The 25,425-nt window shown below is 47.2% G+C and carries 25 protein-coding genes, 1 tRNA gene and 1 riboswitch; of the genes, 7 read left to right on the top strand and 19 right to left on the bottom strand.

Going from position 1 to position 25,425, the window contains the following annotated elements:
- Positions 1–62: 62 nt before the first annotated feature.
- The 4 genes from ACQ5DJ_RS26585 to ACQ5DJ_RS26600 form a co-directional block, all read right to left on the bottom strand.
- A tRNA-Ser gene (locus tag ACQ5DJ_RS26585) sits at positions 63–155 on the bottom strand.
- 886 nt (positions 156–1,041) lie between these two features.
- A complete protein-coding gene (gene thiM, locus ACQ5DJ_RS26590) occupies positions 1,042–1,851 on the bottom strand; it encodes a hydroxyethylthiazole kinase (protein WP_429845056.1) in 810 nt (269 codons plus the stop codon).
- Positions 1,817–2,359, bottom strand: a complete 543-nt coding sequence (locus tag ACQ5DJ_RS26595) for a hypothetical protein (protein WP_429845057.1) — start codon at positions 2,357–2,359, stop codon at positions 1,817–1,819. The genes thiM and ACQ5DJ_RS26595 overlap by 35 nt, the downstream gene beginning before the upstream one ends.
- 283 nt (positions 2,360–2,642) lie before the next feature.
- Positions 2,643–4,079, bottom strand: coding sequence for an RtcB family protein (locus ACQ5DJ_RS26600; RefSeq protein ID WP_429845058.1), 1,437 nt, complete (start codon positions 4,077–4,079; stop codon positions 2,643–2,645).
- Positions 4,080–4,262: 183 nt separating this feature from the next.
- Between ACQ5DJ_RS26600 and ACQ5DJ_RS26605 the strand changes: the two genes are divergently transcribed.
- From ACQ5DJ_RS26605 to ACQ5DJ_RS26615, 3 genes are all read left to right on the top strand, one after another.
- Positions 4,263–5,558: a helix-turn-helix transcriptional regulator gene (locus ACQ5DJ_RS26605; protein WP_429845059.1), complete on the top strand. Its 1,296-nt coding sequence runs from the start codon at positions 4,263–4,265 to the stop codon at positions 5,556–5,558.
- Positions 5,545–6,354 carry a WYL domain-containing protein gene (locus tag ACQ5DJ_RS26610; protein WP_429845060.1) on the top strand — a complete coding sequence of 270 codons (810 nt, stop codon included), beginning with the start codon at positions 5,545–5,547 and terminating at the stop codon, positions 6,352–6,354. The genes ACQ5DJ_RS26605 and ACQ5DJ_RS26610 overlap by 14 nt, the downstream gene beginning before the upstream one ends.
- 102 nt (positions 6,355–6,456) lie before the next feature.
- Positions 6,457–7,563: an N-acetylmuramoyl-L-alanine amidase gene (locus ACQ5DJ_RS26615; RefSeq protein WP_429845089.1), complete on the top strand. Its 1,107-nt coding sequence runs from the start codon at positions 6,457–6,459 to the stop codon at positions 7,561–7,563.
- Here the strand turns inward: ACQ5DJ_RS26615 and ACQ5DJ_RS26620 are convergent.
- The 7 genes from ACQ5DJ_RS26620 to ACQ5DJ_RS26650 all read right to left on the bottom strand — a co-directional run bounded on the left by ACQ5DJ_RS26620 (position 7,548) and on the right by ACQ5DJ_RS26650 (position 13,941).
- The gene (locus ACQ5DJ_RS26620) at positions 7,548–8,024 is read right to left on the bottom strand and encodes a hypothetical protein (RefSeq protein ID WP_429845061.1); all 477 of its coding nucleotides are present in this window, start codon (positions 8,022–8,024) and stop codon (positions 7,548–7,550) included. The two genes, ACQ5DJ_RS26615 and ACQ5DJ_RS26620, sit on opposite strands and share 16 nt — an antisense overlap.
- A 169-nt stretch (positions 8,025–8,193) precedes the next feature.
- On the bottom strand, positions 8,194–8,850 hold the full coding sequence (locus ACQ5DJ_RS26625) for a YitT family protein (protein ID WP_144613924.1): 657 nt from the start codon (positions 8,848–8,850) through the stop codon (positions 8,194–8,196).
- A gap of 278 nt (positions 8,851–9,128) precedes the next feature.
- On the bottom strand, positions 9,129–9,695 hold the full coding sequence (gene cobU, locus ACQ5DJ_RS26630; protein ID WP_429845062.1) for a bifunctional adenosylcobinamide kinase/adenosylcobinamide-phosphate guanylyltransferase: 567 nt from the start codon (positions 9,693–9,695) through the stop codon (positions 9,129–9,131).
- A gap of 24 nt (positions 9,696–9,719) precedes the next feature.
- Entirely contained in the window at positions 9,720–10,496 is a 777-nt protein-coding gene (locus tag ACQ5DJ_RS26635) for an ABC transporter ATP-binding protein (RefSeq protein ID WP_429845063.1), read from the bottom strand.
- A gap of 8 nt (positions 10,497–10,504) precedes the next feature.
- Positions 10,505–11,542, bottom strand: a complete 1,038-nt coding sequence (locus tag ACQ5DJ_RS26640) for a FecCD family ABC transporter permease (RefSeq protein ID WP_392430292.1) — start codon at positions 11,540–11,542, stop codon at positions 10,505–10,507.
- Position 11,543: 1 nt separating this feature from the next.
- Positions 11,544–12,539: a helical backbone metal receptor gene (locus ACQ5DJ_RS26645; protein WP_429845064.1), complete on the bottom strand. Its 996-nt coding sequence runs from the start codon at positions 12,537–12,539 to the stop codon at positions 11,544–11,546.
- Between the two features lie 156 nt (positions 12,540–12,695).
- Positions 12,696–12,845, bottom strand: a riboswitch (cobalamin riboswitch).
- Positions 12,846–12,993: 148 nt separating this feature from the next.
- Positions 12,994–13,941: an MBL fold metallo-hydrolase gene (locus ACQ5DJ_RS26650; protein WP_429845065.1), complete on the bottom strand. Its 948-nt coding sequence runs from the start codon at positions 13,939–13,941 to the stop codon at positions 12,994–12,996.
- Between the two features lie 168 nt (positions 13,942–14,109).
- Here ACQ5DJ_RS26650 and ACQ5DJ_RS26655 point away from each other — a divergent pair, with 168 nt between their 5' ends.
- Positions 14,110–14,688, top strand: coding sequence for a pyridoxamine 5'-phosphate oxidase family protein (locus tag ACQ5DJ_RS26655; RefSeq protein ID WP_429845066.1), 579 nt, complete (start codon positions 14,110–14,112; stop codon positions 14,686–14,688).
- A 53-nt stretch (positions 14,689–14,741) separates the two neighbouring features.
- Here ACQ5DJ_RS26655 and ACQ5DJ_RS26660 read toward each other — a convergent pair whose 3' ends face one another.
- The gene (locus tag ACQ5DJ_RS26660) at positions 14,742–15,500 is read right to left on the bottom strand and encodes a MerR family transcriptional regulator (RefSeq protein WP_429845067.1); all 759 of its coding nucleotides are present in this window, start codon (positions 15,498–15,500) and stop codon (positions 14,742–14,744) included.
- 137 nt (positions 15,501–15,637) lie between these two features.
- Between ACQ5DJ_RS26660 and ACQ5DJ_RS26665 the strand changes: the two genes are divergently transcribed.
- The gene (locus ACQ5DJ_RS26665) at positions 15,638–15,808 is read left to right on the top strand and encodes a hypothetical protein (protein ID WP_429845068.1); all 171 of its coding nucleotides are present in this window, start codon (positions 15,638–15,640) and stop codon (positions 15,806–15,808) included.
- A gap of 51 nt (positions 15,809–15,859) precedes the next feature.
- On the opposite strand, the gene ACQ5DJ_RS26670 is transcribed toward ACQ5DJ_RS26665, so the two are convergent.
- Positions 15,860–16,792 (bottom strand): manganese-dependent inorganic pyrophosphatase, encoded by a 933-nt coding sequence (locus tag ACQ5DJ_RS26670; protein WP_429845090.1) that lies wholly within the window; start codon positions 16,790–16,792, stop codon positions 15,860–15,862.
- A 143-nt stretch (positions 16,793–16,935) separates the two neighbouring features.
- On the opposite strand from ACQ5DJ_RS26670, the gene ACQ5DJ_RS26675 reads away from it, so the two are divergent.
- Complete coding sequence (locus tag ACQ5DJ_RS26675) at positions 16,936–17,709, top strand: metallophosphoesterase family protein (RefSeq protein WP_429845069.1); 774 nt, start codon at positions 16,936–16,938, stop codon at positions 17,707–17,709.
- A gap of 30 nt (positions 17,710–17,739) precedes the next feature.
- Here ACQ5DJ_RS26675 and ACQ5DJ_RS26680 read toward each other — a convergent pair whose 3' ends face one another.
- The 6 genes from ACQ5DJ_RS26680 to ACQ5DJ_RS26705 form a co-directional block, all read right to left on the bottom strand.
- Positions 17,740–18,336, bottom strand: coding sequence for a PepSY domain-containing protein (locus ACQ5DJ_RS26680; protein ID WP_429845070.1), 597 nt, complete (start codon positions 18,334–18,336; stop codon positions 17,740–17,742).
- 616 nt (positions 18,337–18,952) lie between these two features.
- Positions 18,953–19,954, bottom strand: a complete 1,002-nt coding sequence (locus ACQ5DJ_RS26685; RefSeq protein WP_429845071.1) for an ABC transporter substrate-binding protein — start codon at positions 19,952–19,954, stop codon at positions 18,953–18,955.
- Between the two features lie 44 nt (positions 19,955–19,998).
- Positions 19,999–21,030, bottom strand: coding sequence for a FecCD family ABC transporter permease (locus ACQ5DJ_RS26690; protein ID WP_429845072.1), 1,032 nt, complete (start codon positions 21,028–21,030; stop codon positions 19,999–20,001).
- Positions 21,024–22,061, bottom strand: a complete 1,038-nt coding sequence (locus ACQ5DJ_RS26695) for a FecCD family ABC transporter permease (RefSeq protein ID WP_429845073.1) — start codon at positions 22,059–22,061, stop codon at positions 21,024–21,026. Before ACQ5DJ_RS26695 ends, ACQ5DJ_RS26690 begins: the two co-directional genes overlap by 7 nt.
- Positions 22,036–22,629 (bottom strand): nitroreductase family protein, encoded by a 594-nt coding sequence (locus tag ACQ5DJ_RS26700; protein ID WP_429845074.1) that lies wholly within the window; start codon positions 22,627–22,629, stop codon positions 22,036–22,038. The genes ACQ5DJ_RS26695 and ACQ5DJ_RS26700 overlap by 26 nt, the downstream gene beginning before the upstream one ends.
- Before the next feature lie 32 nt (positions 22,630–22,661).
- Positions 22,662–24,281: an AraC family transcriptional regulator gene (locus tag ACQ5DJ_RS26705; protein WP_429845075.1), complete on the bottom strand. Its 1,620-nt coding sequence runs from the start codon at positions 24,279–24,281 to the stop codon at positions 22,662–22,664.
- A gap of 368 nt (positions 24,282–24,649) precedes the next feature.
- Here ACQ5DJ_RS26705 and ACQ5DJ_RS26710 point away from each other — a divergent pair, with 368 nt between their 5' ends.
- Positions 24,650–25,384, top strand: coding sequence for an SDR family NAD(P)-dependent oxidoreductase (locus ACQ5DJ_RS26710; protein ID WP_429845076.1), 735 nt, complete (start codon positions 24,650–24,652; stop codon positions 25,382–25,384).
- Positions 25,385–25,425: the final 41 nt, after the last annotated feature.

Here is a 25,425-nt window from a genome sequence, read left to right on the forward strand (position 1 = left end):
CCCCTGTATGACAGCGTGAAAGGCTGCTGTGTTAAACCGCTTCACCAACGGGCCAAGTATGATGGCGGATGGAGTGGGATTTGAACCCACGAGACGGTTCGACACCGCCTACACGATTTCCAATCGTGCTCCTTCGGCCGCTCGGACATCCATCCATCGTGCCTGCAAGCGTTCGCTTCGGCAAGAATTAATCTATCATATTCACAACATGATTTCAAGTGATATTTTGAAAGTTTTGCCCTTGGTGAACCTCTTTGCCATTCGTATCAGGCGAATATCTATCGAAACGAAAAAAAGGGAGATTGCCTAAAGCAAGTTCACTTTCTGTTCAATATGATACAAGTAGTATCCCTTTACAAGACGGAGTGATGCCAGTTGTCAAAAAGAAAACGCCGATCAGTAGGCTTCCCCTGTTTGTACGGAAACTGGTGTGGGCCTGGATGCTCCGGGCCGGACGCGCCGATTGATGACGTCGACAGATGCTGCAAGAGGCATGATGATTGCTATCAAAAGCACGGCTATTTTTCATGTCATTGCGATCAGGAGCTCGTACGCTGCCTTCGAAATAAAGTAAATAACTCAACGGAAAAAGGGAGAATGGCCGGCCTCATCTCGAATTTTTTCTCTCGAACAGGGTGCTTTCCCAGCAACCCCCGCTAGTCTTTTCTGAATCGTTCTCCTTGTCAGTCTTCATACAAAAAATGGTAACAACTTGGACATGAATCAGACATAATTACCTTGTTTTTCCTTGTATTTTTTTGGTACTCTATTGAATGTCCAAGGAGGGTACGCAGCGTGGAATTGCACATACGAACAGACGCCAGTGCGGCGCTGACGTTAAAGAGAGAAATTATTTGTCATGGTATTTCCCGTTTTTATGTCCGTCCATACGATGATGATCAAGTTGAATTTATATTCCTAGCACTATCCGAGCACCAGAAGAAGCTGCTGTCTTATTCACTACGAAATTACAGCTACTGCCTAACATATCTAGCTTAATCGTTCTACGGCCATTTTTCTCCCCTTTTTAAAGGGGAATTTTTATTCTCTTTTTTCGATATACCCCAAACGGCGCACATCGTCTGCGGTCACGTTATGCAAGGCATTCAAAAAATCGACTTGGAAACTGCCTGGACCTACTCCTGCTGCTTTCTCTGCTGCCAGCTGCGCAGCAACACCGTAACATACCAATGCGGCAGCTCCTGCGATCAGCTTGTCATTTGCAATGGCTGCAAACGCTCCCATAACAGACGTTAACAAACAGCCAGTTCCGGTCACCTTCGTTAAGATAGGATGACCATTACGAATCGAGTAAGTCGTTTCTCCATCCGAAATCACATCGACCTTACCTGTAATCGCAACGATTGTCCTTAGTTTTTTGGCTGCTGCTCTCGCTAGGTCCTCAACATCTCCGCCCGTTTCCTTCGCATCTACACCTTTAATCTCCCAGCGCTCCCCGATGACATTGGCAATCTCGGCAGCATTCCCTCTAATGAGGGTAAGATCGAGTTCCTGCGCAAGGTGTTGACTTGTCTCGGTTCGGTACGTTGTTGCTCCCGCTCCCACTGGATCAAACAAAACAGGTACGCCATGCTGATTCGCCGATTTTCCTGCGATCAGCATCGCTTCGATCTCACGCTCATTCAATGTCCCTATATTCAATACAAGAGCTCCTGCGATTTTTGCCATGTCTGCCACTTCTTGTTTGGCATACGCCATGACAGGTGATGCACCAAGGGCTAACAAGCCGTTCGCTGTAAAGTTCGTGACAACTACGTTCGTCATGTTATGTACAAGTGGATTTTCCTCGCGCACTTTAATCAGTAATTGCCCGATTGTCTCCAGTATCATGATCGTTACCCCTTTCCTCTTGGACGGCGACTCGTGGAATCATCTTGTACACCTCGATGACTTCCCCTAATATAGGATGCTCCTGCATGACGCCAATGATGATATACGAGTGTTTTAAAATGGGTAATTCGCGCATGTCAGCTATAACTTTCCACACTTTCCCATCATCATCCGTCACGCTAGCACTGAAGGAGACTCTTCCCGCCCCTTCTTTCAAGATGTCCACGGCATCAATGACTCCGCATATTTTCATCCGATCATCTGGATGCATAATCCGGTTTTCCTCGACCCATTTTAGCTTCATTTCTTCTACTTTTAATGTTTTCCATCGATCAAGGAACTCCCAATCTTTGGAATGTGGAAATATATGCTTCGTTTGCTCCAGGAAGGTGTTGTACTCTCCGTGCAACTGATCTACATAATCATCTACATCCTCAGAAATCACGCGAATCGAATCTTCTCCACATGTACGGATGTGGTGAGCCAGGTATTTGAAGGACTCGATCATGTCAAAGTTCCCCCAGCCCCAGGCCTGTTCGCCGAAAACTCCCCCCCGGGTTCGGCATTTTAGGCAGGTGAAGTAATAGTATGTAGGCATATCTGTTCCCCTATCTCCCCTATTTTGTCTCTCTTTTGGTATCGGTTGAGGAAGCGAAGCAATTTATGTTACATTCGAACCTATTTTTCGAAACTTCTCACGCAATTTGTTCACAATTTAATTTCTATTATTTAGTGTAAGTTAAATCACAAAAGGTGGCTCCCCCTAAAATTTTTCAGGAAGCCACTCTTCATTATACTCCTTTTATGGCAATAAGAGGGTTACATTTTGCGACGACAGATGCAAGATTTGCTCCCACAACCGAATCGATGATTTGATCTACATCTTTATAGGCTTGCGGGCATTCATCAAGGATAGAAGCGAGCGAACGGTGATTCACCATGATCTCGTCTTCCTGTCCCACGCGCATTGCCTGCTCGAATTGATCGATCGTCACAAGCTCCTTCGTTGCTTTGCGGGAACGAACACGCCCTGCACCATGGCAGATCGAATAAAAGTTTTTGGCTCCGGCGTCCGATCCGACCATGATATAGGACGATGTTCCCATAGAACCTGGAATTAAAGCTGGATGTCCCGTATCACGGTAAGCCTTCGGATTTTGGAAATGGCCTGCTGGCAACGCCTTCGTCGCTCCTTTACGGTGGACGAGCATCGGTGTGTTGCGATGAAATTCTTTCAAGGCGTAATTATGCATCAAATCATACAGGACTGGCGTACGCATCTCGCTACCGAAAACATCCCGAAAGGCCTGCTCCACTGAAAATCCGATCATATGCCGATTCGTTACCGCAAAGTTCAGCGCGGAGTACATCAAATTCAAATACTGTTGCCCTTCCTCGCTTTGAATCGGAGCATATACCAGGCTCGGCTCGGGATTATGAATCCCCCATTTGTACATGACTTCCTTGAAGCTTTTGGTGTAATCACGCCCTAGCATTGCCCCCCACGCCCGCGAACCGGAATGAATCATGATGACGACCTGACCGTCGAACAGTCCCCACGCTTTCGCAATCTCTCTGTTCTCCTCCGCGATCTCGATATGCTGGATCTCAATAAAGTGGTTACCGCCCCCCAATGTTCCCAACTGGCCCCACGCACGACTCCAAGATTTTTGCGGAATTTGCTCCAGGAAGGAATGGTCGAATTCAAATGTGTACTTTTCCACATGCGAGAAAGAACGACTTAGGGTGTCAGGCGATTCTTCAGTATCCGGAATGTAGTTGCCAGGCAGTCCTTTTAAACCATGTTTCACTACTTCCTCCAAGCGAATATCTGTAAAATGCGTATGCCCCCGTTCGTTTGTCGGGACGTAGGCTTCGATCGCTTCAATCAATGCACGCTTTAAGCTCTTGTCTTTGAGGTCATCTCGATGCAACGGAGTCAGATGGACACGCATTCCACATCCAATGTCGGAGCCGACGATGGAAGGCGAGACAAATCCATCGGCAAGATTCCAAACCGCTGTCGTCCCAATGCAGGTCCCAACGCCCACGTGCGCATCGGGGGTATACGAAAAATAAACATTTCGCGGAATACGCAAATTATTGTCAGCCATTTGATATACGCGTTCACCGAAGCTCGCAAAGACTTCGTCATTCGCAAAAACGTGCACATCTCCATGCTCCAGCTTCACTTCACGATGGTTGTTACCATGCAAAATTGTTTTCATTATCCATTTCTCCTATCTCTCACAGCCTTCGCTGTTTTTCATACCCTTATTTTCCATCCGTGCATGTGGTTTGAACATGGCAAAAGTATTACGAACCTCTTTTTATCATTGACTTCTCTTCAGCCTCTTCGTAATATGAGGACTAATTTGGAAATAAATGACGAATGAATAAGGATGAATGTAATGGCACGCGAAAGCTTTGACAAAGAGCTGCAATTGCTCCGTCTCCTGTTTTTGACCGCTGGTGCCTACAATCGGCAGCAGTTAGCCGAGCGGCTCGGGATCTCCGTTCATACACTTGATAAAACGATTAAAAAGCTGAAGGACATCCAATCGACCTTTTATCAGCATGTCGGCGATGAGGAGAAAAAAGAGTATTACGCGCAGCTTCGTTACAACTATTTTGAGGTGACGGACAATTTCTTGATGTTTTTGTATCATGCAAAATCATTGAAGGATTCGGAAGTAGAGCGACTGTCGCACACCTTGGAAAAGCTCAGACAACAGCCTCTCTCCATTAAAGACTTGCTGGATACGTTTGTAGATACAGAGCCCGATGAAAAGACGATTCGTCAGGACATGAAATACCTTGAAGAAATTGGCGTGATAAAAAATGTTAGTGAGGTCAGGCCGTACGTTTATCAATTCGACGGTGAGCTACTGGACTCGCTGACGGACGACGAGTTATTGGATCTGTATGATTTCATCGACTTCATGGCCAATACACAGTTGCCGGCTGTCCCTGGTTATCTCTTGCAAGAAAAAGTGAAGCGTTATCTCAAATATCGCTTGAAGCTAACCGATGCATCTGCGTTTTTATACAAATATCATTTCGTCTCACGTATTCTCGATGAATATCAAGCTTTGCTTCTCACGGAAGCCATTCGTCAGCGAAAGATCGTTGAATTTCACTACTACACGCCCAAACGTCGAAAGTTTTACGATTCCCAAAATACGAATCCGGCTTTCCAACGGGATACATCCGGGCGACATCAAAAAGTGATTCCACTCCGGGTTATTTTTGATCATCAATACGGCAGATGGTACTTACTGGCCCAAGGATGCGGCAATGGTCCGCTGCGAAAATACCGCGTGGAAGGTATGACCAAGCTCGTAACAGGCAACTCCGTTACGCCGGAAATCTTCGCTTCCATGCAAGCAAGTGCGGATGAGCGGATTGCCCATAGTTGGCTGATTGATACCGGAAAACTCGTAACTGTACGCCTTCGCTTTTTTCAGCCTCGCGACACGCCTCATTCCTTTATCCAAGAGCGAGTGGAGGCACAAGGGCAATGGGGGATTGTAACAGAGGAATCACGGGAGAGCTTTGTGTACGAGATAAACGTGAACAGCACGATGGAAATTACCCCGTGGATTCGCAGCTTTGGTTCAAGCGTCGAAGTTCTTGAACCGCTGTTTCTTCGAAAGCAATTCCAAAAAGAATGGGAGGAGCTGCTCGCCTACTATGAATCTGTTTGATAAGATACATAATTACCAGCTAGTTACACGGCTGGATGAAGCAGGTGTTTATCCGGTAACCTCACACGAAAAAGCGTGGCTCGCCCTGATGCTGGCGAATCCGTCTGCGACAGAAATTTTTGAGCCTACTACACTCGATAAGCTTCGTCGTTTGACACACATGCCAGAAAGTGAGTCGACCGAACAAGAACGATTCGTGGAAAAAGCGCAAACGCAGGCCAAACAGCTCTGGAGTCCACTCGTGCGCACCCTGCGACGAATCATTCTCGGCAAGAATCACATAAAAATAACCACAGCCACAAGCAAAGGCCCGGTTTTTCGCAATCAACGAGGAGTTCCCTACAAGCTGGAATATTCACTTGCTAAGAAGGCTTGGTACCTGATCTGGTTGAACATGTCTTCCAATCGCCTGATCACGACTCCGCTGCACCTCATTCGCTCCGTCGATGAGCTTTACATAGAAGATATATGGTATGACAGTTTTTTACCGACCATTTCGGAACAGATCCACCAGCGCAAGCAGATGGCAAAAATTGTGATCATCCGTCGTTACAATGCTGAGCTCCAGCGCATCTTGTACGCTTTTTCCTGCTTTGATAAAGAGGTCGCTTTTGATCCAGAATCGCAGGTGTATACGATCACCCTGCACTTTCTATCCGACGAACAGGAGTTTATTTTATCGCGTATTCGTTTTCTCGGCCTGCGGGTAAAAGTAATAGAAAACGATCAGCTCAAACAGCGAATGGCAGAGTCGGCAACGAACGCCTTGGCAAGATATACCGAGTCACCACTTTGATTATCCCAAAAAATCAGGAAATCATACCCTATTCGATTTCCTGCATTTCCCTTATTATAGTTCAGGTGAGATAGTAGCTAATCCAACTCAGAGGTAGAAATGATGAAAACAACATGTAAAAAGGCGTCTCTCATATGTGGGCTATGGCTTTGTCTCTCATGGCCGTTTATTACGGAGCCGACGCAAGCAGCAAGTGTCATCCAGGCAAAAGTGGTCGCAACCTCTCTGAACGTTCGCAGTGAACCAGCCCCCAATGCTTCTGTTGTCGCTACCGTGCCGTATGGAGCGGTCGTGACGATTACCGATGAAGCATACGGTTGGGCAAAAATTAAATACAATCAAAAGGTAGGCTGGGTCGCGGGGTATTACTTGCAAAAAGGTGCGGTAACGAGTGCGGGTTCAGCTTCTTCACCAGCCAATACAGCGACTGTCAAAAGCAAGCAAGGCACAGTTTTGGCCGATTCGCTTCGAATGCGAAAAGGACCGAGCACGAGCCATGAGATTATTGTTTCGCTGCCCAGAGGAACCCGTGTAGACATTTTGAAAAAGCAAGGAGACTGGATCCAAACGAGAACTTCCAACGGACAAACAGGCTGGGTGTCTGCGACGTATATTGGCGATGCCAAGTCCAGCCCTCCGATGTCCAAAAGCTCGAAAACGCCAGGCTTAAAAGGAAAAGTCATCGTCATCGATCCAGGACATGGTGGTTCTGATATCGGGACACAGGGAACGAAGTGGAATAGCATGGAAAAAACGCTGAATTACAAAACGTCCATGCTGCTCGCCAGCAAATTGCGACAAAGAGGTGCGCAAGTCTTCATGACGAGGACCAGTGACACAGAAAAGCCTTCGCTATCGCAGCGTGTCGCTTTTAGCGAATCCAAGGCGGCAGATGCCTTCATCAGCATCCATTACAATTCTTCTCTGAAGCCAAATAGCGGGACACTTACGTTTTATTATTCGCAAGACAAAGATGAGCCGTTAGCTCGAGCGATTGAGTCTCGCTTGGCAGGTGGCATCGGCTTACGAAGCATCGGCATTTCATTCGGCAATTATCACGTACTGCGCGAAAACAATGATCCGTCCGTCTTAATTGAGCTTGGCTTCCTATCAAATCCAAAGGATGAAGACATCGTCCGTACATCGTCCTATCAGGACAAAGCTGCGCAGGCGATTACAGAAGCACTAGCTGATTACTTTGGTCGATAATCGTACGGCTGGACACTGTAGGAGAACAGCTTCCGCTCGAATTTCCCTTTGGCACCAATAATCTGATACCAGGTCTCTCCGATCAACAAGTCGGTTGCGAAATCTTTCTCCAGCAGATTGGTGATCATCTCCATGACCGCTTTCTCATTATCTTTTTGGATTTTCAACGACAAGGCCAGGACGAAATACGCCTGGTCTTCTTCCATTTCCAACAAATGAAGACGGGCTGTACCACGACGCTTGGCGTTGAAACCTTCGATCACATTCAACAGCCCCTTCTTTGCCTGCACTTTGTACTTTGTCCCTTCCCTCCAAGAGGAAATAACCGCATCGTACAACGAAAACGTCAGGATGAAATGACTGGCGTAATCCTTCGGCTCAAAAGGCTCCGGTCCCATTTGCTTCTCATCCGCTGGTATGACAACGAATGCTTTGTAGTTGCTAAAAAACGGATCGCTCATGGCAGGTCCTTTCCATCGATAGTATCTGTGTTGGTTAGTATCCACTAGGAAAGCAGGATCTTATGTACAAAAACGGTCATAAACGTCAAAAGGCCAAGTCGAAATGAAAACCGACTTGGCCTTTTGCTTGCTTTTGTATAGGCATGTTTTTCAACTGAATATCTACTCATTACCGGTGGGTCATCGAGACGCTTCCATGCCCGTGCTCCTCTTCCATGGCTTCCATTCCTGCACCATGATTGACGGTCCAGGTGATGACTTGGCTGGAAATGACAACGGCCAAAATGGTATACATCATCTCTTTCATCGGTACGAACCAGAACGACATGCAAAGCACAATGACGTCCAGTAAAAGAAAGACCGTACCAATGGACAATCCCGTGTACTTACTGATCAACAGGGAGAAAATATCGTCTCCACCTGTCGCAGCTCCATAGCGCAGAACCAATCCGGTACCCAGCCCGGTCAATACACCGGCCAAGACAGACGCCAGCGGCATCATTCTGCTCATATCCATGACAATCGGTGAAAATCTTTCAAACAAATCGTAAAATACGGTAAAAGCAAGTGATGCAAAAATCGTGTCCCAAATGAACTGGCGGCCTCTTACTAACCAGGCAACCAAAAACAGTGGGATATCCAGCAAAAGCATCACCATCGCTGGCGACAAGTCAAAGGCGTACTTCGCCAATAACCCCAAGCCAACAAACCCACCTTCAGACAAATGGTTCTGAAAGTTAATGTGATAATACGTAAAAGCAAGTAAACATGCTCCAAACAAAATCATACTATAACGCTTAGATAACTGCAGCGCTCTCCTCATCACGGTTTCCTCGCATTTTTGTCGGTTTAGGCACAGACGACCAACCGACTACCGAGGAACATCGAAAGTATAAGTCGCTACTCATACAAAGGGCCTCGCTTTCGTAGTAGGTTAGTCGCCTTCAGTGACGATCGACTACTACGAAGCTAGATGTAGGAGAGGTCAAAACGTTTCCAGATCGTCCTATGGGGACGCATGGTATCCTGATCCCTTCCATGGCTTTTCTTGTATTATATCATAAAAAAGGTGAAAAGACGATTCGAAACCGTCTTTTCACCGAGTTAAAATCGGAAAGCTTGTCCTTTTAGCTCTACCGGAATCCCTGCTGTGACAAGAAAAACTTGATCGGAAACGGCTGCCACACGTTGATTCATCAAGCCCGCCAAGTCACGGAACTTACGGCCCAACGGGTTTTGCGGGACGAGTCCGTCGCCTACTTCGTTTGTCACCAGCAAAACCGTCCCTGGGTAGTCTTTTAGCTTTTGGACCAGCATATCCACCTGCTGGAGCACTTGCTCAAACGTCTGCTCTACTCCATCATGCAGCAGCCAATTGGACAGCCAAAGGATCAAGCAATCAACCAAAATCACTGTCTGCTGTTCTTGTATGTCCTTTTGTGCCCCGAGCTTCGCAAGCCACTCTGTCAATGCGTTTGGCTCCTCGATCGTTTGCCAAGAGAATCCAGACTGTAAGCGGCGGTCTCGGTGGTGCAAGATCCGCTCTTCCATTTCCTCATCAGAGATTTGTGCGGTCGCGATGTAAACACCCGCGGAGCCCAAATGAGCCGCGTATTTTTCGGCAAACGTACTTTTTCCGCTACGTGCTCCGCCTGTAATGAGTACGATCATGCTTCTATCTCCTTCAACAACCCTTTAAACTTGCGATTGCAAAATAATTTGCGGCAAATGATGGACAGGATGCTCCATGACAATCGGTCTGGTTCCGTATACAGCCTCTATTCTGTCACTTTGCAAGATGTCTTTTGGTGCGCCGACGCTTATCTGCTTTCCTTTATGGAGCATCAAGATACGATCGCAGTATAGGGAGGCCAGATTCAGATCGTGCAGCACAGCAATGACCGTCACCTGCGTCGTCTTTTGCCATTTTCGCACGATGTCCATGAGTTGAATCTGATACCCGATATCGAGGTAAGTCGTAGGTTCATCGAGCAACAGCACCTGAGGTCTTTGGATCAATGCCTTCCCCAAAGCTACGCGCTGCTTTTCCCCACCACTCAACTGATCCAGTGTGCGCTCTTCCAAATGTTCAAGACCGAGCATCTGTACGATTTCATCAATGAGCGATGCGACATCCTGCTTCTCTTCCCCCAGCCAATTTTGGTAAGGAAAGCGCCCCATCTCCAACACCTCTCGTACACGAAAGCCGACTGGCGGCAGACCCTCTTGCTCCAAAACAGCCAGTATTTTGGCAAGCTCTTTGCGTGGATAGGAATGAAGCCTTTTTTCTTGAAGCAAAATGTCTCCTGCTTCTGCCTTAATGACACCTGAAATTATTTTTAGCAAAGTGGATTTTCCGCTTCCGTTCGGCCCGATGATGCCAAAAAATTCTCCCTTGTCCACGCAAAAATCGATGCCGTGCAAGACAGGCGTATCCTGATACGATTTTTGCAAGTTGCGCACATTGATCATTGCTAACGTTACCTCTTCCTAAAGCGTTTATTTTGCTTCAATAAATAGGCGAAAAACGGTGCTCCCAGAAATGCTGTCACGACTCCGAGCGGGATTTCCGTTGGACTCAGCAGCATTCTGGCAAGAGTGTCGGCCCACAGCACGTAAATACCACCGCAGATCGCAGCCATCGGGAGTAAAATACGATGGTCAGGACCAACCAGCAATCGGACGAGATGCGGTACCACCAGGCCAACGAACCCGATAATTCCCGCGATAGATACCGCCGCTGCAGTCAGGAGGGTCGAGACGACCAGAACCACTAACTTCGTTCGATCCACATGGACGCCGAGATGCGCAGCCTGCCGCTCCCCCAACGCAAATAGGTTCAAGGAACGCGCATAGCTCACAAGCACCATTCCACCTATAACTAAGTACGGAATCAAGACGTACGTAAAGGCCCACCCTCGAAACGACAGGCTGCCCATAAGCCAGAACACGATCTCATTTACCGTCTGGTCGGATAGGGACACCATAAACGAAACGAGCGAGCCGAGAAAAGCCTGCACCACGACACCAGACAAAATCAGCGTCTCTGTTTGCAGCTTTCCTTGCGTATTCGCGAGTCCGAGTACGATCCATAAACTGAGCAATCCTGTAAGAAAAGCGACGACAGGCGTGCTCCATGCACCCAAAAAGGTGATTTGCAAGCCAAAAAGGATCAAGAAGGCTGCTCCGACCGCAGAACCCGATGCCACGCCCATCGTAAACGGATCTGCAAGCGGATTGCGCAAAACTCCCTGAAAGCCCGCTCCTGCAAGTGACAAGCAGGCGCCAATCAAGACAGCCAATACAACGCGTGGAAAACGAACCTTCATGACAATTTGCTCAGATGACTCCGGCCACGTTACGGTGATCCACTCAGACAAGCCAGGGATTTGATGGAGCAGGATAAGCCATACTTGCGAAAGGGGGAGTTGCGCCGCCCCCATCGAGATGCTGATAACTATTGATGCCAGAAGGACGAGACAGCTGACTCCTCCCCATATGAACAATCGTTTCTTCATTTTATTTCACCAAGTCAGGGTAAATCACCTTGGCTACTTCGATCAAGCCTTGTGTAATACGCGGACCAGGACGGGACAAAATATTTTGGTCCATGCCAAAGATTTGTTTTTCACGGATCGCCTTCATTTTATCCCAGCCATTACGCTTGGCGATCATATCCTCCAGCTTGACGCCAGTCTTTTCATCCGTAATTCCGCTCGCATACAAAATAACGTCTGGATCGTTTTGCAAAATCTTTTCTTCACTAATCGGATTCCATCCCTCGGTGTCGGAAGCAATATTTGTCGCTCCAGCCAGCGTGATGAGTTCGTCCATGAATTCGCCTTTTCCGACTGTCCAGCCTGGGGAAAATTCCAAGTATACCTTTTTCTTGTCTTCCGGTTTTACATTTTTCACTGCTTCTTGAACGTACGCGATGTCTTTCTTCATTTGCGCGACGACTTTTTCGGCTTGTTCCTGTCTGTTCGTGATAACTCCCATCGCCAAAACATTGTTTAGGATGTCATCCATCTTTGTCGGATGGGTAATGTAGACTGGCATTCCGAGAGATTTGAGCTTGTCAGCCACTGGCTTTTCCATCGAAATCCCACCGACGACCATATCCGGCGTTTGAGCAAGAATGGCTTCTTCATTTGGTTTGACGACTCCGCCAATTTTCGGTTTTGCCTTCGCCGCATCTGGATAATCATCATAGTCTGAGACAGCTACGATCCGATCTTCCAAGCCTAATGCGAACAAAATCTCTGTCTCCGCAGGTGATGTTGAGACGATTCGCTCAGGAGCTTTTGCAAAGGTTACTTCTTTTCCTGTCGCATCCGTGACTGTCAATGGATACTTTGTTTGTTTGGCAGGCTGCTCGTCTGCATTCTCTTGCGGTGCTGTCTGCGGTGCACTTGTTTGTCCACCAGGTGCTGGCTGGCTGTTATCGTTACCCGCACAACCTGCGAGGCTAGCCGCAACTAGTAGTGGGATCATGAATCGAAATGAACGTTTCATATGTAGAACTTCCTTTCTCATGTCTGATTGACTGTTCCTTCCAATAAAAAAATCGACCCTTGCTTCCATTCGGAAATCAAAGGGTCGGCACCTCAGGGCAAACAGACAAAGATGGTCTGCTTCCTGAAATAGGCCGATCCTTTCCGCGAAGGCAACAGGCACTAAAACAAACAGGCAGGTCTCCTGGCTTACGGCTGAGGAACGAGCCGAATTACAGTGGCGGGACCGCGTCGGATTTTCACCGACTTCCCTTTTCACCCGATCTTTTCGTTAAAAAGAAGAGGCACCTATTTGCTGTTACGTTTGAAATTGTCACAGTCCATGACTCATCCTACATCATAGCATTCCTTGAATGAAAAAAGAATGACAAACACATAAGCCAATACTTTCTTGCCTGCTAAAAATGAAAAACGCCTGAACAAAAGGTTCAGGCAAATGTAACGCTTTTGGCAGACTATACCCCTCGTTTGTGCAAATAATCTAAGATACCCATGGAGCATACTTGCAAATCGAGCTTGAGTACATCGAAAACTTCGTGGTCACTGCTGATTCCTTGTGACTGTAGATGATCAGTAACTCGTTCAAATAAAGTGCGAGACAGCTCATCATATGTTTGTCCAGCAGCTAGCGCTGTCTCTCCTTCCGCCACAAACACGGGGAGCCACTCGCGTATTTGGTGGTACACGTCATCTGCCTGCTCTGACATCCCAAAATGACCAAAGTAAATCCGACTCAGCTTGCACGCTTCAAAACGGCTTAGAGACGCTAACATGGCATCCGGGTCAAACTGATTCGGCGAAGTAGATGGCAGCACGAGGTGTATGCCATCCTTTTTTAGCTGTGGATAGAGCACACCTGCCGTATCACCTGTAAACATGCCGCGGCTTACTGGATCGTAGATGCTGAAGTGATGATTGGCGTGACCTGGGGAATCGAGAAACTCCAATGCGCAATTCTCTCCGATCTTTAGTGTATCCCCGTCTCCGCGAATCAAAATCCGCTCTTCGAGAACAGCCTCAATCGGATCAAACAATCGATCAAAATCATCATGATACACCGCTCTCGCGCCTGCGATCAGTCGGCTCGGATCTATGAGATGACGTGCACCTTTCGGGTGGACAACGACCTTTGCGTTTGGACAATCCTTCAGAAACAGTCCTACTCCTCCTGCATGATCCAAGTGAATGTGCGTCACGATGATGTATTTTACTTGTTCGGGCGTATAACCGAGCTTGGCGAGACCGGCCTTGATGTATGGGACGGAGGGGCTTGGCCCTGTTTCTACCAACGTGAGCTCCTCTTCCGCGATCACATACGTCCCCGTACGTTCCGCCCAGCCCATATCGAAACCGTCTATTAAATGAATGCGTTCCCCTAAATAAATTGGCTCTGTTGATTGCATGTAAATACTCCTCCTTTTCAAAAGTCTCGTGTTGTTATTTTGTTGCGTGAATATTTACACTTTACCATCTATTTCGAACGGATTGGGGATAAGTCACACAAAATCTTCATATTTTCATGGTAATCTAAGGGCAGCAAAAACAATTCCATTAGCTGGAGGGGTGCTAAAATGGGTCAACTTTTTTCTGAATTACGACCTGAGCATGAGAAGTTTATCAAGAAGCAACAGATGTTCTTTGTTGCCTCTGCTCCTATGGACACAGATGGTCACGTGAATCTTTCACCGAAAGGGTACGATTCTTTTCGCATATTATCGCCTACCGAGGTCGCCTATTTAGACCTGACTGGAAGTGGGAACGAAACCAGCGCTCATCTGCAGGAAAATGGCAGGATAACTCTCATGTTCTGTGCGTTTGAAGGCCCCCCTCTCATCATGCGCCTTTTCGGCAAAGGAACGGTTATTCTCCCAGATACGCCTCGGTGGGATGAGCTCGTAAAAGACTTCCCGCTTCTGCCCGGTGCTCGTCAAATCATTACCGTCAACATAATGGAAGTAAAGACCTCTTGCGGCTGGGCTATCCCCTTCTATTTCTATACAAAAGAACGCGACACCCTTCAGAAATGGACCTTGGCTAAAGACGAGACAGAACTGCTTGATTATCAAAAGGAAAACAACGTAGTAAGCATGGATGGATTGCCAACCCCATTGGGACAAAAGCTTTTCCCCGCAGTAGGAGGGGACAACTAAAAGTAAAACGCAAAGAAGCTGCCCTACTCGCAGCTTCTTTTTTTGAAATCTCTTTACTTACTCGTATAAATGACCACTGCATCTCTCAGAAACTCGGCTACACCAGGCTGTTCCTTGTCATAGTAAGCGGTAAAGCGCGGGTCTTCGACGTACATCTGGGCAACACTTGCGTGCGCATCTTTACTGTAGCTGTCCCAATAAAAACTAAGCCATTGACGGTGAAGATCGGCTGCTTTTTGGGCAAGCTCATGAGCAGGATCTCCCGTCGCAAAAGCCTGTGCCAACGTCTCATGCAGTTTTTCATTCAACTGCTCAAGTGCAGCGTACTCCTGCTCGGTCATTCCTTTGATTTTCTGATTGGATTTGTCCACCTGGTCACTTCCATATTTTGAGCGAATTTCTTCTCCGTACTGGGCCTCGTTGTCGTCAATCAGCTTTTGCTTGAAGCCTTCAAATTTTTGTTTGTCACTCATCGTTTTGGTCCCCTCTCTTTGTGCTAATGTCAAATCGACATTGGCGATTAACGCATCCAATTGCGCTCGCCTTTCCAGGAGCTTCTCGCGGTGCTCCCGTAGTGCCAGGTCAGCATCAAAGGTTGGTGAATCCAGGATCTCCCTAATTTCCTCCAAGCTCACACCCAGCTCGCGGTAAAAAAGGATTTGCTGCAATCGATCAACCTCTTGCTGTCCGTAAATGCGATACCCTGACGAATTGACTCTCGCCGGCTTGAGAAGTTCAATTTCATCGTAGTATCGGAGCGTCCGGGTGCTGACACCCGCCAGGAGTCCTAGCTTTTGCACCGTATATTCCATGTTCATTCCTCCTGACAAATTGATCGTACACATTTACGGACCGTCAATGTCAAACACATTTTCATAAAAAGATTAGCGTTACTCTATTTGCATAATTTGCTAAAATATAGAGAAAGCCATACAAGGGGGGACTTAAGATGCTCTATGTCTTCGGTTTCATTGTAGCCATGCTCGGTGCCGGATGGGGATTAACAGGGCTACTCAGTCTCAAAGCGAGAGATAAACATGCCATCACCCATTACAGTGACGATGCTTATAACCAGCAAACCTTGTTCCAGATGCACAACAACCCTAGCCAAGGAATGTAAACATAGAAAAAGGCTGCCCGCAACTTGTGCATGGGCAGCCATTCTTATTTCTTACAGCGCTTGGAATGTATCAGTCAATATCGGTACGATTTGCTTTTTACGGGAGACAACGCCCTTCAGAACAGCTTTGTTGTCCACCAATGTTACTTGGTACGCTTTTTCTACTGCTTGAGTTGCGCTGCCAAGAGCAATCGCAACAGAATCGTTATTCAAGATATCCGTTACAACAAACACGAACAAGTCCAAACCTTTTTCAGCGATGTTTGCATTCATAGCCGCTTCCAGTTCGCTTTGGCGTGCAAGGACATCATTTACGTCCACCGCATTTACTTGCGCGATTTCTACTTTCGCATTGCCCATTTGGAACTCTTTTGCATCCAATGTGAGCAGTTGTGCGATTGTTTTGTCGCTCAGGTCTGCCCCCGCTTTGAGCATTTCCAGACCGTATGCTTGCAAATCAACACCCGCGATTTCAGCCAGCTCGTGTGCTGCGGCTACATCTTGCTCCGTGCAAGTTGGGGATTTCAACAGCAGTGTATCCGAAATGATCGCGGAAAGCATCAAGCCCGCCATCTTTTTTGGAATGTCTACGCCGTTTTCTTTGTACATTTTCTTCAAAATGGTTGTGGTGCATCCAACCGGCTCTGCACGGAAGTAGAGAGGATTGCTCGTCTCAAAGTTCGCAATACGGTGATGGTCGATCACTTCTACCACTTGCACTTGCTCAATATCATTCGCGCTTTGTTGGCGCTCATTGTGGTCTACAAGGATAACTTCATTTACTTCATTCGCCACTGTTTCTACGAGGCGCGGCTCTTTTACTTGGAAGTAATCCAACACAAATGCTGTTTCGCTGCTGATTACACCCAGGCGTACAGGCTCTACATTCGCGCCCAGTTTTGTTTTCAAGTCAGCGTACACAAGCGCTGAACAAATGGAATCTGTGTCTGGATTTTTATGACCGAAGATTAATTTTTTTTCCATCATCCATACTCCTTAATCGTAATTTGGCGTCAAAATTATACCATAGCTTAGAGGATATGCCCAAGATACATTATAGGTTCAAACTCGATCGTTGGAAATAAGGTTTTGAAGATCATTCGGAAATAAATGGGAGGCGAAGTGAAATGAGAGTGGCAGCTTTGTATGACATTCACGGGAATGTACCTGCCCTACATGCAATATTGGCAGAACTCGAAGTTGTGAAGCCTGATCTTATTATCATCGGAGGGGATATCATCTCAGGTCCAATGCCCGTCCAAACACTTGAAATGCTCTTCCAATTGGATACACCTGTGCAATTCATCCGTGGTAATGGTGATCGTGAAGTCGTCCTCACTTTTGACGGTGAGGCTCTGGACTTGGAAATGTCCGATTCTGTGCGGGAAATCACGTCATGGGTTGCGGAGCAATTGAGTCGCTCTCATCGTGACTTTCTGGCGCAACTCCCACTTACTTACACGTTAAAACGTGAAGATTTCGAAGACGTACTATTCTGCCACGCCATTCCCACCAATGATGAAGATATTTTCACTCCTCTTACATCGGATGCAGTCGTTGCCACTTTCTTTGAGGGAACACAGCAACGAACGGTCATCTGTGGTCATACACACGTCCAATTTGAACGTCGCCTTAGCGATCTACGTATTCTCAATGCTGGAAGTGTGGGCATGCCGTTTGCCGACAAACCAGGTGCATACTGGTTACTGCTTGATGGTGACAGCTATGAACATCGCTTTACACCCTATGACGTAGAGGCAGCCGCAAAACTGATTGCTTCTACACAATATCCGCAAGCACAACCGTTTGCCGATGAGAATGTCCGAAAGATACCTACGGCTCAAGAAGCGCTGGAATTTTTAGAGGCCCTGGCACAAAAAAACCGACCCTCTACAGATTAAAGGGTCGGTTGAGAAAGATAGCGGAATCGATTAATCGTCCCAGTCTACATCCAGTACAGCACCTGTTGTAGCGGAAATCTCCAAATCTACTTCCTGTCCTTTTGCCGTTTTCACTTCCACTTCATACACATAGTGATTATCGTCTTCATCCAGCTTGATGGATTTGATGGTGCCGTTCACTTTAGCCAAAGCGATCTTTTTCGCTTGCTCTACACTGATTTTCACTTGTTGTTTGTTCCACTGATCGTCGTTGTCGTCGTCATGATCATCGTCGTCATCGTGATCAACTGTTTGCCACACCTCACCAGTCATTGCATCGACGTATACGTCAAATTCTTGATGCTTGTTTTTGATCTCTGCTTTGTATACGAGAAAACCATCCTCGTCATCCAATTTCCATTCAGTGATAACGCCAGACTGTGTATCCCGAACTTTTTTCAGTGCTTTTTCAGGCGTGATGCGCACGAGCTTTGCCCAGGTGTTTTTCACATCATCGTCGATTTGCAGGTACACGGTAGAAGTGTTCTTTTGCGGTACGCTGTAATATTGGTTGCTATGTGCAAAGGCTGTTACGCTGAGGCTCCCTACAATCAGTGCTCCTACCATGGTCATGACTACTTTTTTCATATGATCTCGCTCCTTTTTTCGACTGGTTTTGTTTGATCTCCTTTATCATAAAAAGGACAGATGAAGGAAAAAAAAGAGAGAGATTAGAAATTGATGAGAAAATAGATGAGACCTCTCACAGAATTCATGATTGCCGGTGAGTCACAGCGATTAACAAAAAGAGCGAGTGTTTTCTACTGGCAAAAACGATCCATTCCGGCTGTAAATCGACGCAAATGAAACAACCGCGCTTTTGCGTGCTTTCTGCTTTTATCCGTATAATAAAAGCAATCGAGAGGACAACAGCCGACTCGATGACATACGAAAGAGAGCGTGAATGGCAGTGTAATACATATCGTTTCTAACTACTTTCTATTTTTTCTTACATGAGAAGGAGAAACGATTTTTTCGTGGAATCACCACTTTTGAAAAACATCTTTTTTTGAATCTACTTTTTCGTCACCATGCAAACGGTCGTCATGTCCGTTATGACCTTGGAAGTGAAAAACCCAGCACGTATCCAATTAACTACACAAGCAACCCAAGCTATCTCTTATGCCTATACGGAATCAGACAATCGGAAATGAAAAAAGGCACTCTACTAATCTGGTAGAGTGCTTCTTTATATCCGTATTTTCTATTTTCCCAGATTGTTCTTAATGGCTTCCAATCCAGCGATTTCTCCCAGGAAGAACGTATCGCCTGCGAGTGTATCCATCGTGTAAACCTGGTTGTTTTTCACTGCTTTGAGGTTTTTCCAGACAGGATGATCCTTCCAAATATGAATCAACCCTTCCGGCTCCTCCGCTTTTGCCGAACGGCGGTTCTCAGCAATAAAGATATGATCGGGTGCGAGCTCACTCAACGCCTCGATTCCGATACGCCCCCCAATCTTGCCATCCTCGGGCAATCCTGCTATCGGTGTTAGTCCCACTTCCCCATAGTACATCGGGAAGTTGTTAGGATGCATCACCGTAAAATCCTTACCATTGGAAACGAGGAATAGCGCCGTTTCTCCTTTATGCTTGTCTGCTGCTGCTTTGGCTTCGTTTTTCAGCCTATCAAAATCCGCCAAAACTTGCTTCGCCTTTTCTTCTTTGCCAATCACTTCAGCTATTTTCATGAGACGGGTGGGTGCATCTACTGAGAAATCAATGACGATGGAATCAGCCATTTTGTTGAATTCCTCAAATCTGGAGCCTTTTCCCGTACTTGTCATGACAATTACTTCTGGGTCCATCTCCAACAAAGTCTCCAAATTCGTTTTTCCACCCAGATCTTTCACCGTTTTCCCTTCCGCATACTTCGCAAAAATGGGTGACTTACTTTTCGTCGACTCAAAGCCTTCCGATACAATCGGAGCAAAATCAAGCACGAGGAAGTAATCTGTTCCCATGATATCGACAGAAGCGACACGCTCCGGCTTTTTCTCCAGTGTGACTTCCCCCATCGTATGCTTGATGGTTCGAGGAAATACAGGCTCCCTTGTCCCTTTTGTATCGGCTTGTGCTGCTCCCGCCTCAGCCGTTTGCGCTTTATTGGTAGCGTTTGTGTCTGTAGTCGCCTGTCCTGCTCCGCACCCCGCCACGACGGCTGTGGCTATGATTACCGACAGAATGCCTGATAATTTCTTTTTCATATCGATTGAACTCCTTTTTTCATCTTCCTGATTTCAAACGTGTCTTACCCTTTTGTCCGGATCAACAAATACAGAAAATAAGGCCCCCCAATGAGGGAAATGACAATACCCGCTGGTACTTCCGTAGCCGGCATGATGCTTCGCCCTATCGTATCCCCGGCCAATACGAGCAATGAACCGACGAGCGCCGTAATGGGCAGCATGTATTGATGCTGGGGTCCGACCAATCTGCGCGCGATATGCGGGCCAAGCAAACCGATAAACCCTATCCCTCCGCCTGTCGCTACACTCGATGCAGCCAGAGCAACGGCTCCCGCCATCAAGGCCAGTCGCTCCCGTTGAAGAGATACGCCCAGACTTGCTGCAATTTGTTCGTTCATACTGAGCAGGTTCAGCACATTTGTTTTCCGATACACGTACGGCAGCAGGATCACTATCCACGGCAAAAGTGCCAACACGAACTTCCAATTGGAACCCCACAACGATCCCATTTGCCAAGTGACGACAAACTCGAGGTTTCGCGGATTCAACTGGAGTGTCAAAATGATGCTGATGGCGCTAAGTCCCGCCCCAACTGCAATCCCTGTAAGCAAGAGACGGGTAGGAGATATGCCGTGGCCCTTCTTGTATGCAAGCAGATAGATTATGGCTGCTGTGGCAGTGGCACCGATGAGTGCGAGAAACGGCATCAAAAAAGGCGGAGCCATGTTCGTCGCGGGATATAAGGAGACGAACAACAATACGGCCAGTCCAGCACCTGAACTAATTCCAAGAATGCCGGGGTCAGACAGACCATTGCGAGAGATTCCCTGCAGGATCGCTCCCGAAACAGCCAGCCCAGCCCCGATCATAACCGCAATCACCATACGAGGAAGTCGCAGCTCAAACAACACGAGATTCTGTTTTTTCGACCCCTCCCCCAGCAACGTCTGCAACACCTCGAAGGGCCCAATGCTGTACGGTCCAGTATTCAAGCTCAGGACAAAACCGACAAGCAAAAGTACCGCGAAAAGGAGGATCAGTCGGACACTTCGGCTTTTTCTTTTTTGGGAAAATAGATCGATGTCTACTACCACTCCCTCCTTTCCTTACGGGCCAGGTACAGGAAGAATGGGACTCCGATAACAGCGATAATGGCGCCAAGCGGTGTCTCGTAAGGCATCGCTATCATTTTGGCTCCAATGTCTGCAAAAACAACCAAAACCCCTCCCATGACTGCCGAGCAAGGAATAATCCAGCGGTAATCAACCCCGACCAGAAAACGGACGATGTGTGGGACGACAAGACCGACAAACCCAACACCACCAACTGTTGAGACCGAAGCACCCGCCAGCACCATGACAACAACCGCCGCCAAACCCTTCACCAACCTGGTCTTTTGTCCGAGTCCCGCTGCGATCTCTTCTCCCAGACTCAAAATAGTTATGGAGCGAGAAAGGATCATTGCCACAATGATTCCTCCCACAATCCACGGCATCATGACGGATACTTGAAACCACTCCGCTGTAGAGATCCCCCCTGCTGACCAGAATGCCAGATCGTAGTTGATCTGAAAGAGGAGGGAAATCGCCTGACTAATACCTGATAGGAGTGAGCTGACGACTGCTCCCGCCAACGCGAGTCGTAAAGGTGTCAAACCGTTTTTGGAAAAATAGGCCAGTCCATAAACAAGCCCTACCCCCACACCCGCTCCCATAAAAGAAAAGAGAATAATAGACTCAAAAGGGAGTCCTGGTGCAAAAGCAAAAATGAGTACGAGCACGAATCCAGCCCCTGCATTAATGCCCATCAAGCCCGTATCGGCAATCGGATTTCTCGTGACTCCTTGCATGATGGCTCCCGCTACGGCAAAAGCGGCTCCTACCAGCGCTCCTGCCAAGGCACGCGGCATTCGCAGTGTTTGAATAATGACGTGATGCTCGTTGCTAGAATCATAGTGAAAAATCGAGTTCCAAACGGTGACAAACGAGATATTAGCCACTCCCGTGATAATGGATGAACCTAGCCCGAACAAGATGGCGCAAATCCCCGCAACAATCAACACGGTCGCCATCCACGGCCTGGTACGAAGCGAAGCATTTTTAGCGATCGGCTGTGACAGTGACATTTCCCTTCTTATCCTCCAGAACAACGTTCGAATGAATCACAGTCAGCTTGTCGTTTGCAGCCGTTCTCGCTCGTGCTTCGGGGATGACCTCCGGAAAGCCAAGCTGAAGCATTCCTACGAGCTTTTCCTCCGCACGTACCCCAACCGCTTGCAAAAATCCCGCTTGATACGTGAACGGTTCCGTTTTCCAAACGACGCCCAATCCCCGCTCCCACGCCGCTAGCTGAAAGTTTTGAATCAAAGTGCAGGCTGCCGCATAGTCCTCTTCCCGTTCTCTTTGTCGGGGGTCTTCATTTACGATAACGAATAGATACGCCGGGACGCGTAAGAGTAATTCCGGATCTCTTTTTTTCATGGCGTTTTGTAGTATGGCATCGACGACAACCCGCTTGCCTTCCTCCATATACAGAACGAATCGCCAAGGCTCGCGTAGTCCGTGGTTAGGTGCCCAGACGGCTACATCGAGCAATTCACGAAATAGTTCCAGTGGAATCGGGTCTGGCTTGAATTTCTTTATGGTTCTACGGTCACGGATCGCTTGTGCAATCGGATACAATGGTGACTCCATCTCGTTCCCTCCAACAATAGTGATACTCATTCTCAATCATTATCACAAACTTGTGGACACAAGAAAATTGAAGAACCTGATTCCTTTTTTGTACATTCCTGTGACTCTGCTAGATGCGTGAGCGCCTCTGTGATAGCTTGCTCATGGCCGAGTGCGGAATAATGCAGCCAAGGATATACCCCAGCTCGATGTACATTCCCTTTCAAACGATGCTTCCGTACATCTGTTCGAATTTTCCTTTCATCAAAAAGCAGAATATGATCGGCCTGAAAATCATGAAGCTCATCCAGGCTCACGATATCCAGAAAGGCAAAATGATCTGTTCCCACTGGGGGTCTTACCTGGAGGTCTCCGTACAAAATATCGGAAATTTTTCGCCTTCTCGCACCAAAGATTCGGGCTCCACCATCCCAAGCCCTCACTGCCATAACGGTTTCATTCCCAATTTTTTTGCGGATACGCTCGCGGGCTGCAGCTGCTTTCAGATCATAATAATAGAGCCAACTCGTCGCCACTTCTGCAATTCCCAGCATGGTAGCTACCTGCTGCAAATGATCCCGCCAGGTCGTTGTTTTGAAAGGAATGAGCAAAGTCGGTGCAATGGCTTTCAATTGTTCAAACCAAGGTGCAACCTGATCTGTACCGACAATCAAATCCGGCTCCATCTGGTGCAGACGGTACAAGTCAAATTCCAGCGTGGCTGCTTCCATCTGGGAGTACGGTCTCTTTTGCCGATGCTTTTCCCAAACAGGGATCAGATGTTGGATCGAGACCCCCAATGCGAGCAGATCACCGATGATTGCTGGATGGAGTACGGCGATTTTCTTTTGTAACGATTTCTTGAAGCGATACGGGGGAACGCCAACGATCTTTTTAAACATCCGACTGAAATAGTACACATCCCGATAGCCCACTTCAGTAGCTACCTCAGGAATCATCACGTCCTCCGCCACCAGAAGCTGACAGGCCTTCTCCATTCGTTTCCGATTGATAAATTGCAAGGGAGTGAGCGAGGTGTACTCCTTAAACTGCTGATAGAAAAGGGTCGGCGTCATTCCTGAGTAGCGAGCCATCTCCTCGATCTGAAAAGTCTCCTCACAATGCTGCTCCATATGCTCAGCGATCCCTTGAAGAAGTTGCTGACGATCTGTTTTCTTCTCTTGCAGCGTGATTCCAGCCATAATAGCTTGCCATAGCTTCAAAAAAAGAATTTGCATGGTTGGCTGATCGAAGTGATCTTTTCGCCATGCCAGATGTAATTGTTCGATGTGATGGTGAATCAAGGAGATAGTTTCGATATGGTGCTTCCCCTGAATCGGTAGCATCACTTCATTTATGAGCCAGCCATCCCTTTCTTTTCTGGCATGAGCAGCAAAAAGCGCCACGTAACAAACATAGATGTTCTCCGTAATGGGCAAAAGCGCTAGCCCTTCCTGCAAATCCTCTGGAGATATGACCATGAAATCTCCCTGGTTAAGCATCCCTCCTGTCTTATCCAAACGAAACGACGCCCTGCCCTCTATTACCAAAATAATTATTTGTTCGCTTCTATCTCTCGCTTCTACAAGTTTCCATTCTTTTGAAATGGACAAAACTTGTACATCATTTACAGTGATGACATTCGGATCACGATATTTGTCTGTTTTTCCCATTACTAACTCCTCTTACATCATGAAGTAGCAAACCATTGATAACAATTCTCACCAATTGTACGAGAGACCTGACAAAACTGCAATTGCACTTGATTGAGAAAAAGCAAAAAAACGCCAAATGATCATCAAAATGACCACTCGACGTTTTCTCTTTCGACTTAAGCTATTCACATGACTCAAATACTTCAAATCACTTGGGTAATACATAAGCTTGCTGCCGCGCAAGAATCTCTGCTCGTGGAATCGCTAGTAACATCAATATCTCCACCTTGTAGACAAATATTTCCAAACGATCTTATATTTGAATAAAGCATTTCATATTTTCTACCTATGTTTCTACTAAAACACAAACAGAAAGAGGTACAGATATGCTGAGCAATCAAAAAGTAATTGTAACGGGAGCAGCTTCTGGGATCGGGAAAGAAGTAGTAACGCAATGCCTGCAAGAAGGGGCCGCTGTTATCGCGTGTGACCTCAATCAGGAAGCCTTGCTCGCACTGGAAGAAGAGATGGATCAAGCAGACACACTGCTTACATATCGTTTGGATGTTAGCCATTACGAGGAGGTCGCGGCTTTTTTTGCGCATATCGAGGCAGAGCATGCGGATTGTACCAGTCTTGTCAATAACGCCGGCATTTACCTAGCGAAAAACATACTGGACTACGACTTCGAAACGATTGAAAAAGTGCTCGCGATTAACATAAAAGGTTACATTTATTTCTCACAGATGTTCGGGAAGCTCCTTTTTCCTGCCAAAAAACGTGGAACGATCGTCAACCTGTCCTCTGTATCCGGAATCGAGGGCAGCTCGGATGCAGTCTATGGAGCCTCGAAGGCGGCGATTCTCGGCTTGACGAAAAGCTGCGCGATGAACTTCTCTCCCTACATCCGGGTCAATGCGGTAGCACCCACCATGGTTGCTACGTCGATGATGGACACCATTCCAGAGTGGCGTCGGGCAGAATATCTTGCTCATGGCCTCATCGACAGCCCTGTATTGCCTGCGGACGTGGCGGATACCGTTGTTTTCCTGCTGTCGGAGAAGTCCAAACACTACACCGGAGCGACTTTTGACATCAATAACGGAGGATATCTACGGTAAAAGCAAAGAGGCGTTTATTCAGACAGCTGGAGACTGAATGA

The sequence above is a fragment of the Brevibacillus sp. FIR094 genome (assembly GCF_050477165.1).
Lineage (GTDB): Bacteria > Bacillota > Bacilli > Brevibacillales > Brevibacillaceae > Brevibacillus.

Coding starts and splice junctions, on each gene's coding strand:
- ACQ5DJ_RS26595 (WP_429845057.1), bottom strand. CDS start 2,359: ATGATCGAGTCCTTCAAATACCTGGCTCACCACATCCGTACATGTGGA.
- ACQ5DJ_RS26635 (WP_429845063.1), bottom strand. CDS start 10,496: ATGATCAATGTGCGCAACTTGCAAAAATCGTATCAGGATACGCCTGTC.
- ACQ5DJ_RS26665 (WP_429845068.1), top strand. CDS start 15,638: ATGCTCTATGTCTTCGGTTTCATTGTAGCCATGCTCGGTGCCGGATGG.
- ACQ5DJ_RS26620 (WP_429845061.1), bottom strand. CDS start 8,024: ATGAGCGATCCGTTTTTTAGCAACTACAAAGCATTCGTTGTCATACCA.
- cobU (WP_429845062.1), bottom strand. CDS start 9,695: ATGATCGTACTCATTACAGGCGGAGCACGTAGCGGAAAAAGTACGTTT.
- ACQ5DJ_RS26675 (WP_429845069.1), top strand. CDS start 16,936: ATGAGAGTGGCAGCTTTGTATGACATTCACGGGAATGTACCTGCCCTA.
- ACQ5DJ_RS26645 (WP_429845064.1), bottom strand. CDS start 12,539: ATGAAACGTTCATTTCGATTCATGATCCCACTACTAGTTGCGGCTAGC.
- ACQ5DJ_RS26700 (WP_429845074.1), bottom strand. CDS start 22,629: ATGGAGTCACCATTGTATCCGATTGCACAAGCGATCCGTGACCGTAGA.
- ACQ5DJ_RS26680 (WP_429845070.1), bottom strand. CDS start 18,336: ATGAAAAAAGTAGTCATGACCATGGTAGGAGCACTGATTGTAGGGAGC.
- ACQ5DJ_RS26605 (WP_429845059.1), top strand. CDS start 4,263: ATGGCACGCGAAAGCTTTGACAAAGAGCTGCAATTGCTCCGTCTCCTG.
- ACQ5DJ_RS26640 (WP_392430292.1), bottom strand. CDS start 11,542: ATGAAGAAACGATTGTTCATATGGGGAGGAGTCAGCTGTCTCGTCCTT.
- ACQ5DJ_RS26705 (WP_429845075.1), bottom strand. CDS start 24,281: ATGGGAAAAACAGACAAATATCGTGATCCGAATGTCATCACTGTAAAT.
- ACQ5DJ_RS26615 (WP_429845089.1), top strand. CDS start 6,457: ATGAAAACAACATGTAAAAAGGCGTCTCTCATATGTGGGCTATGGCTT.
- ACQ5DJ_RS26660 (WP_429845067.1), bottom strand. CDS start 15,500: ATGGAATATACGGTGCAAAAGCTAGGACTCCTGGCGGGTGTCAGCACC.
- ACQ5DJ_RS26610 (WP_429845060.1), top strand. CDS start 5,545: ATGAATCTGTTTGATAAGATACATAATTACCAGCTAGTTACACGGCTG.
- ACQ5DJ_RS26670 (WP_429845090.1), bottom strand. CDS start 16,792: ATGGAAAAAAAATTAATCTTCGGTCATAAAAATCCAGACACAGATTCC.
- ACQ5DJ_RS26685 (WP_429845071.1), bottom strand. CDS start 19,954: ATGAAAAAGAAATTATCAGGCATTCTGTCGGTAATCATAGCCACAGCC.
- ACQ5DJ_RS26600 (WP_429845058.1), bottom strand. CDS start 4,079: ATGAAAACAATTTTGCATGGTAACAACCATCGTGAAGTGAAGCTGGAG.
- ACQ5DJ_RS26695 (WP_429845073.1), bottom strand. CDS start 22,061: ATGTCACTGTCACAGCCGATCGCTAAAAATGCTTCGCTTCGTACCAGG.
- ACQ5DJ_RS26655 (WP_429845066.1), top strand. CDS start 14,110: ATGGGTCAACTTTTTTCTGAATTACGACCTGAGCATGAGAAGTTTATC.
- ACQ5DJ_RS26650 (WP_429845065.1), bottom strand. CDS start 13,941: ATGCAATCAACAGAGCCAATTTATTTAGGGGAACGCATTCATTTAATA.
- thiM (WP_429845056.1), bottom strand. CDS start 1,851: ATGATACTGGAGACAATCGGGCAATTACTGATTAAAGTGCGCGAGGAA.
- ACQ5DJ_RS26710 (WP_429845076.1), top strand. CDS start 24,650: ATGCTGAGCAATCAAAAAGTAATTGTAACGGGAGCAGCTTCTGGGATC.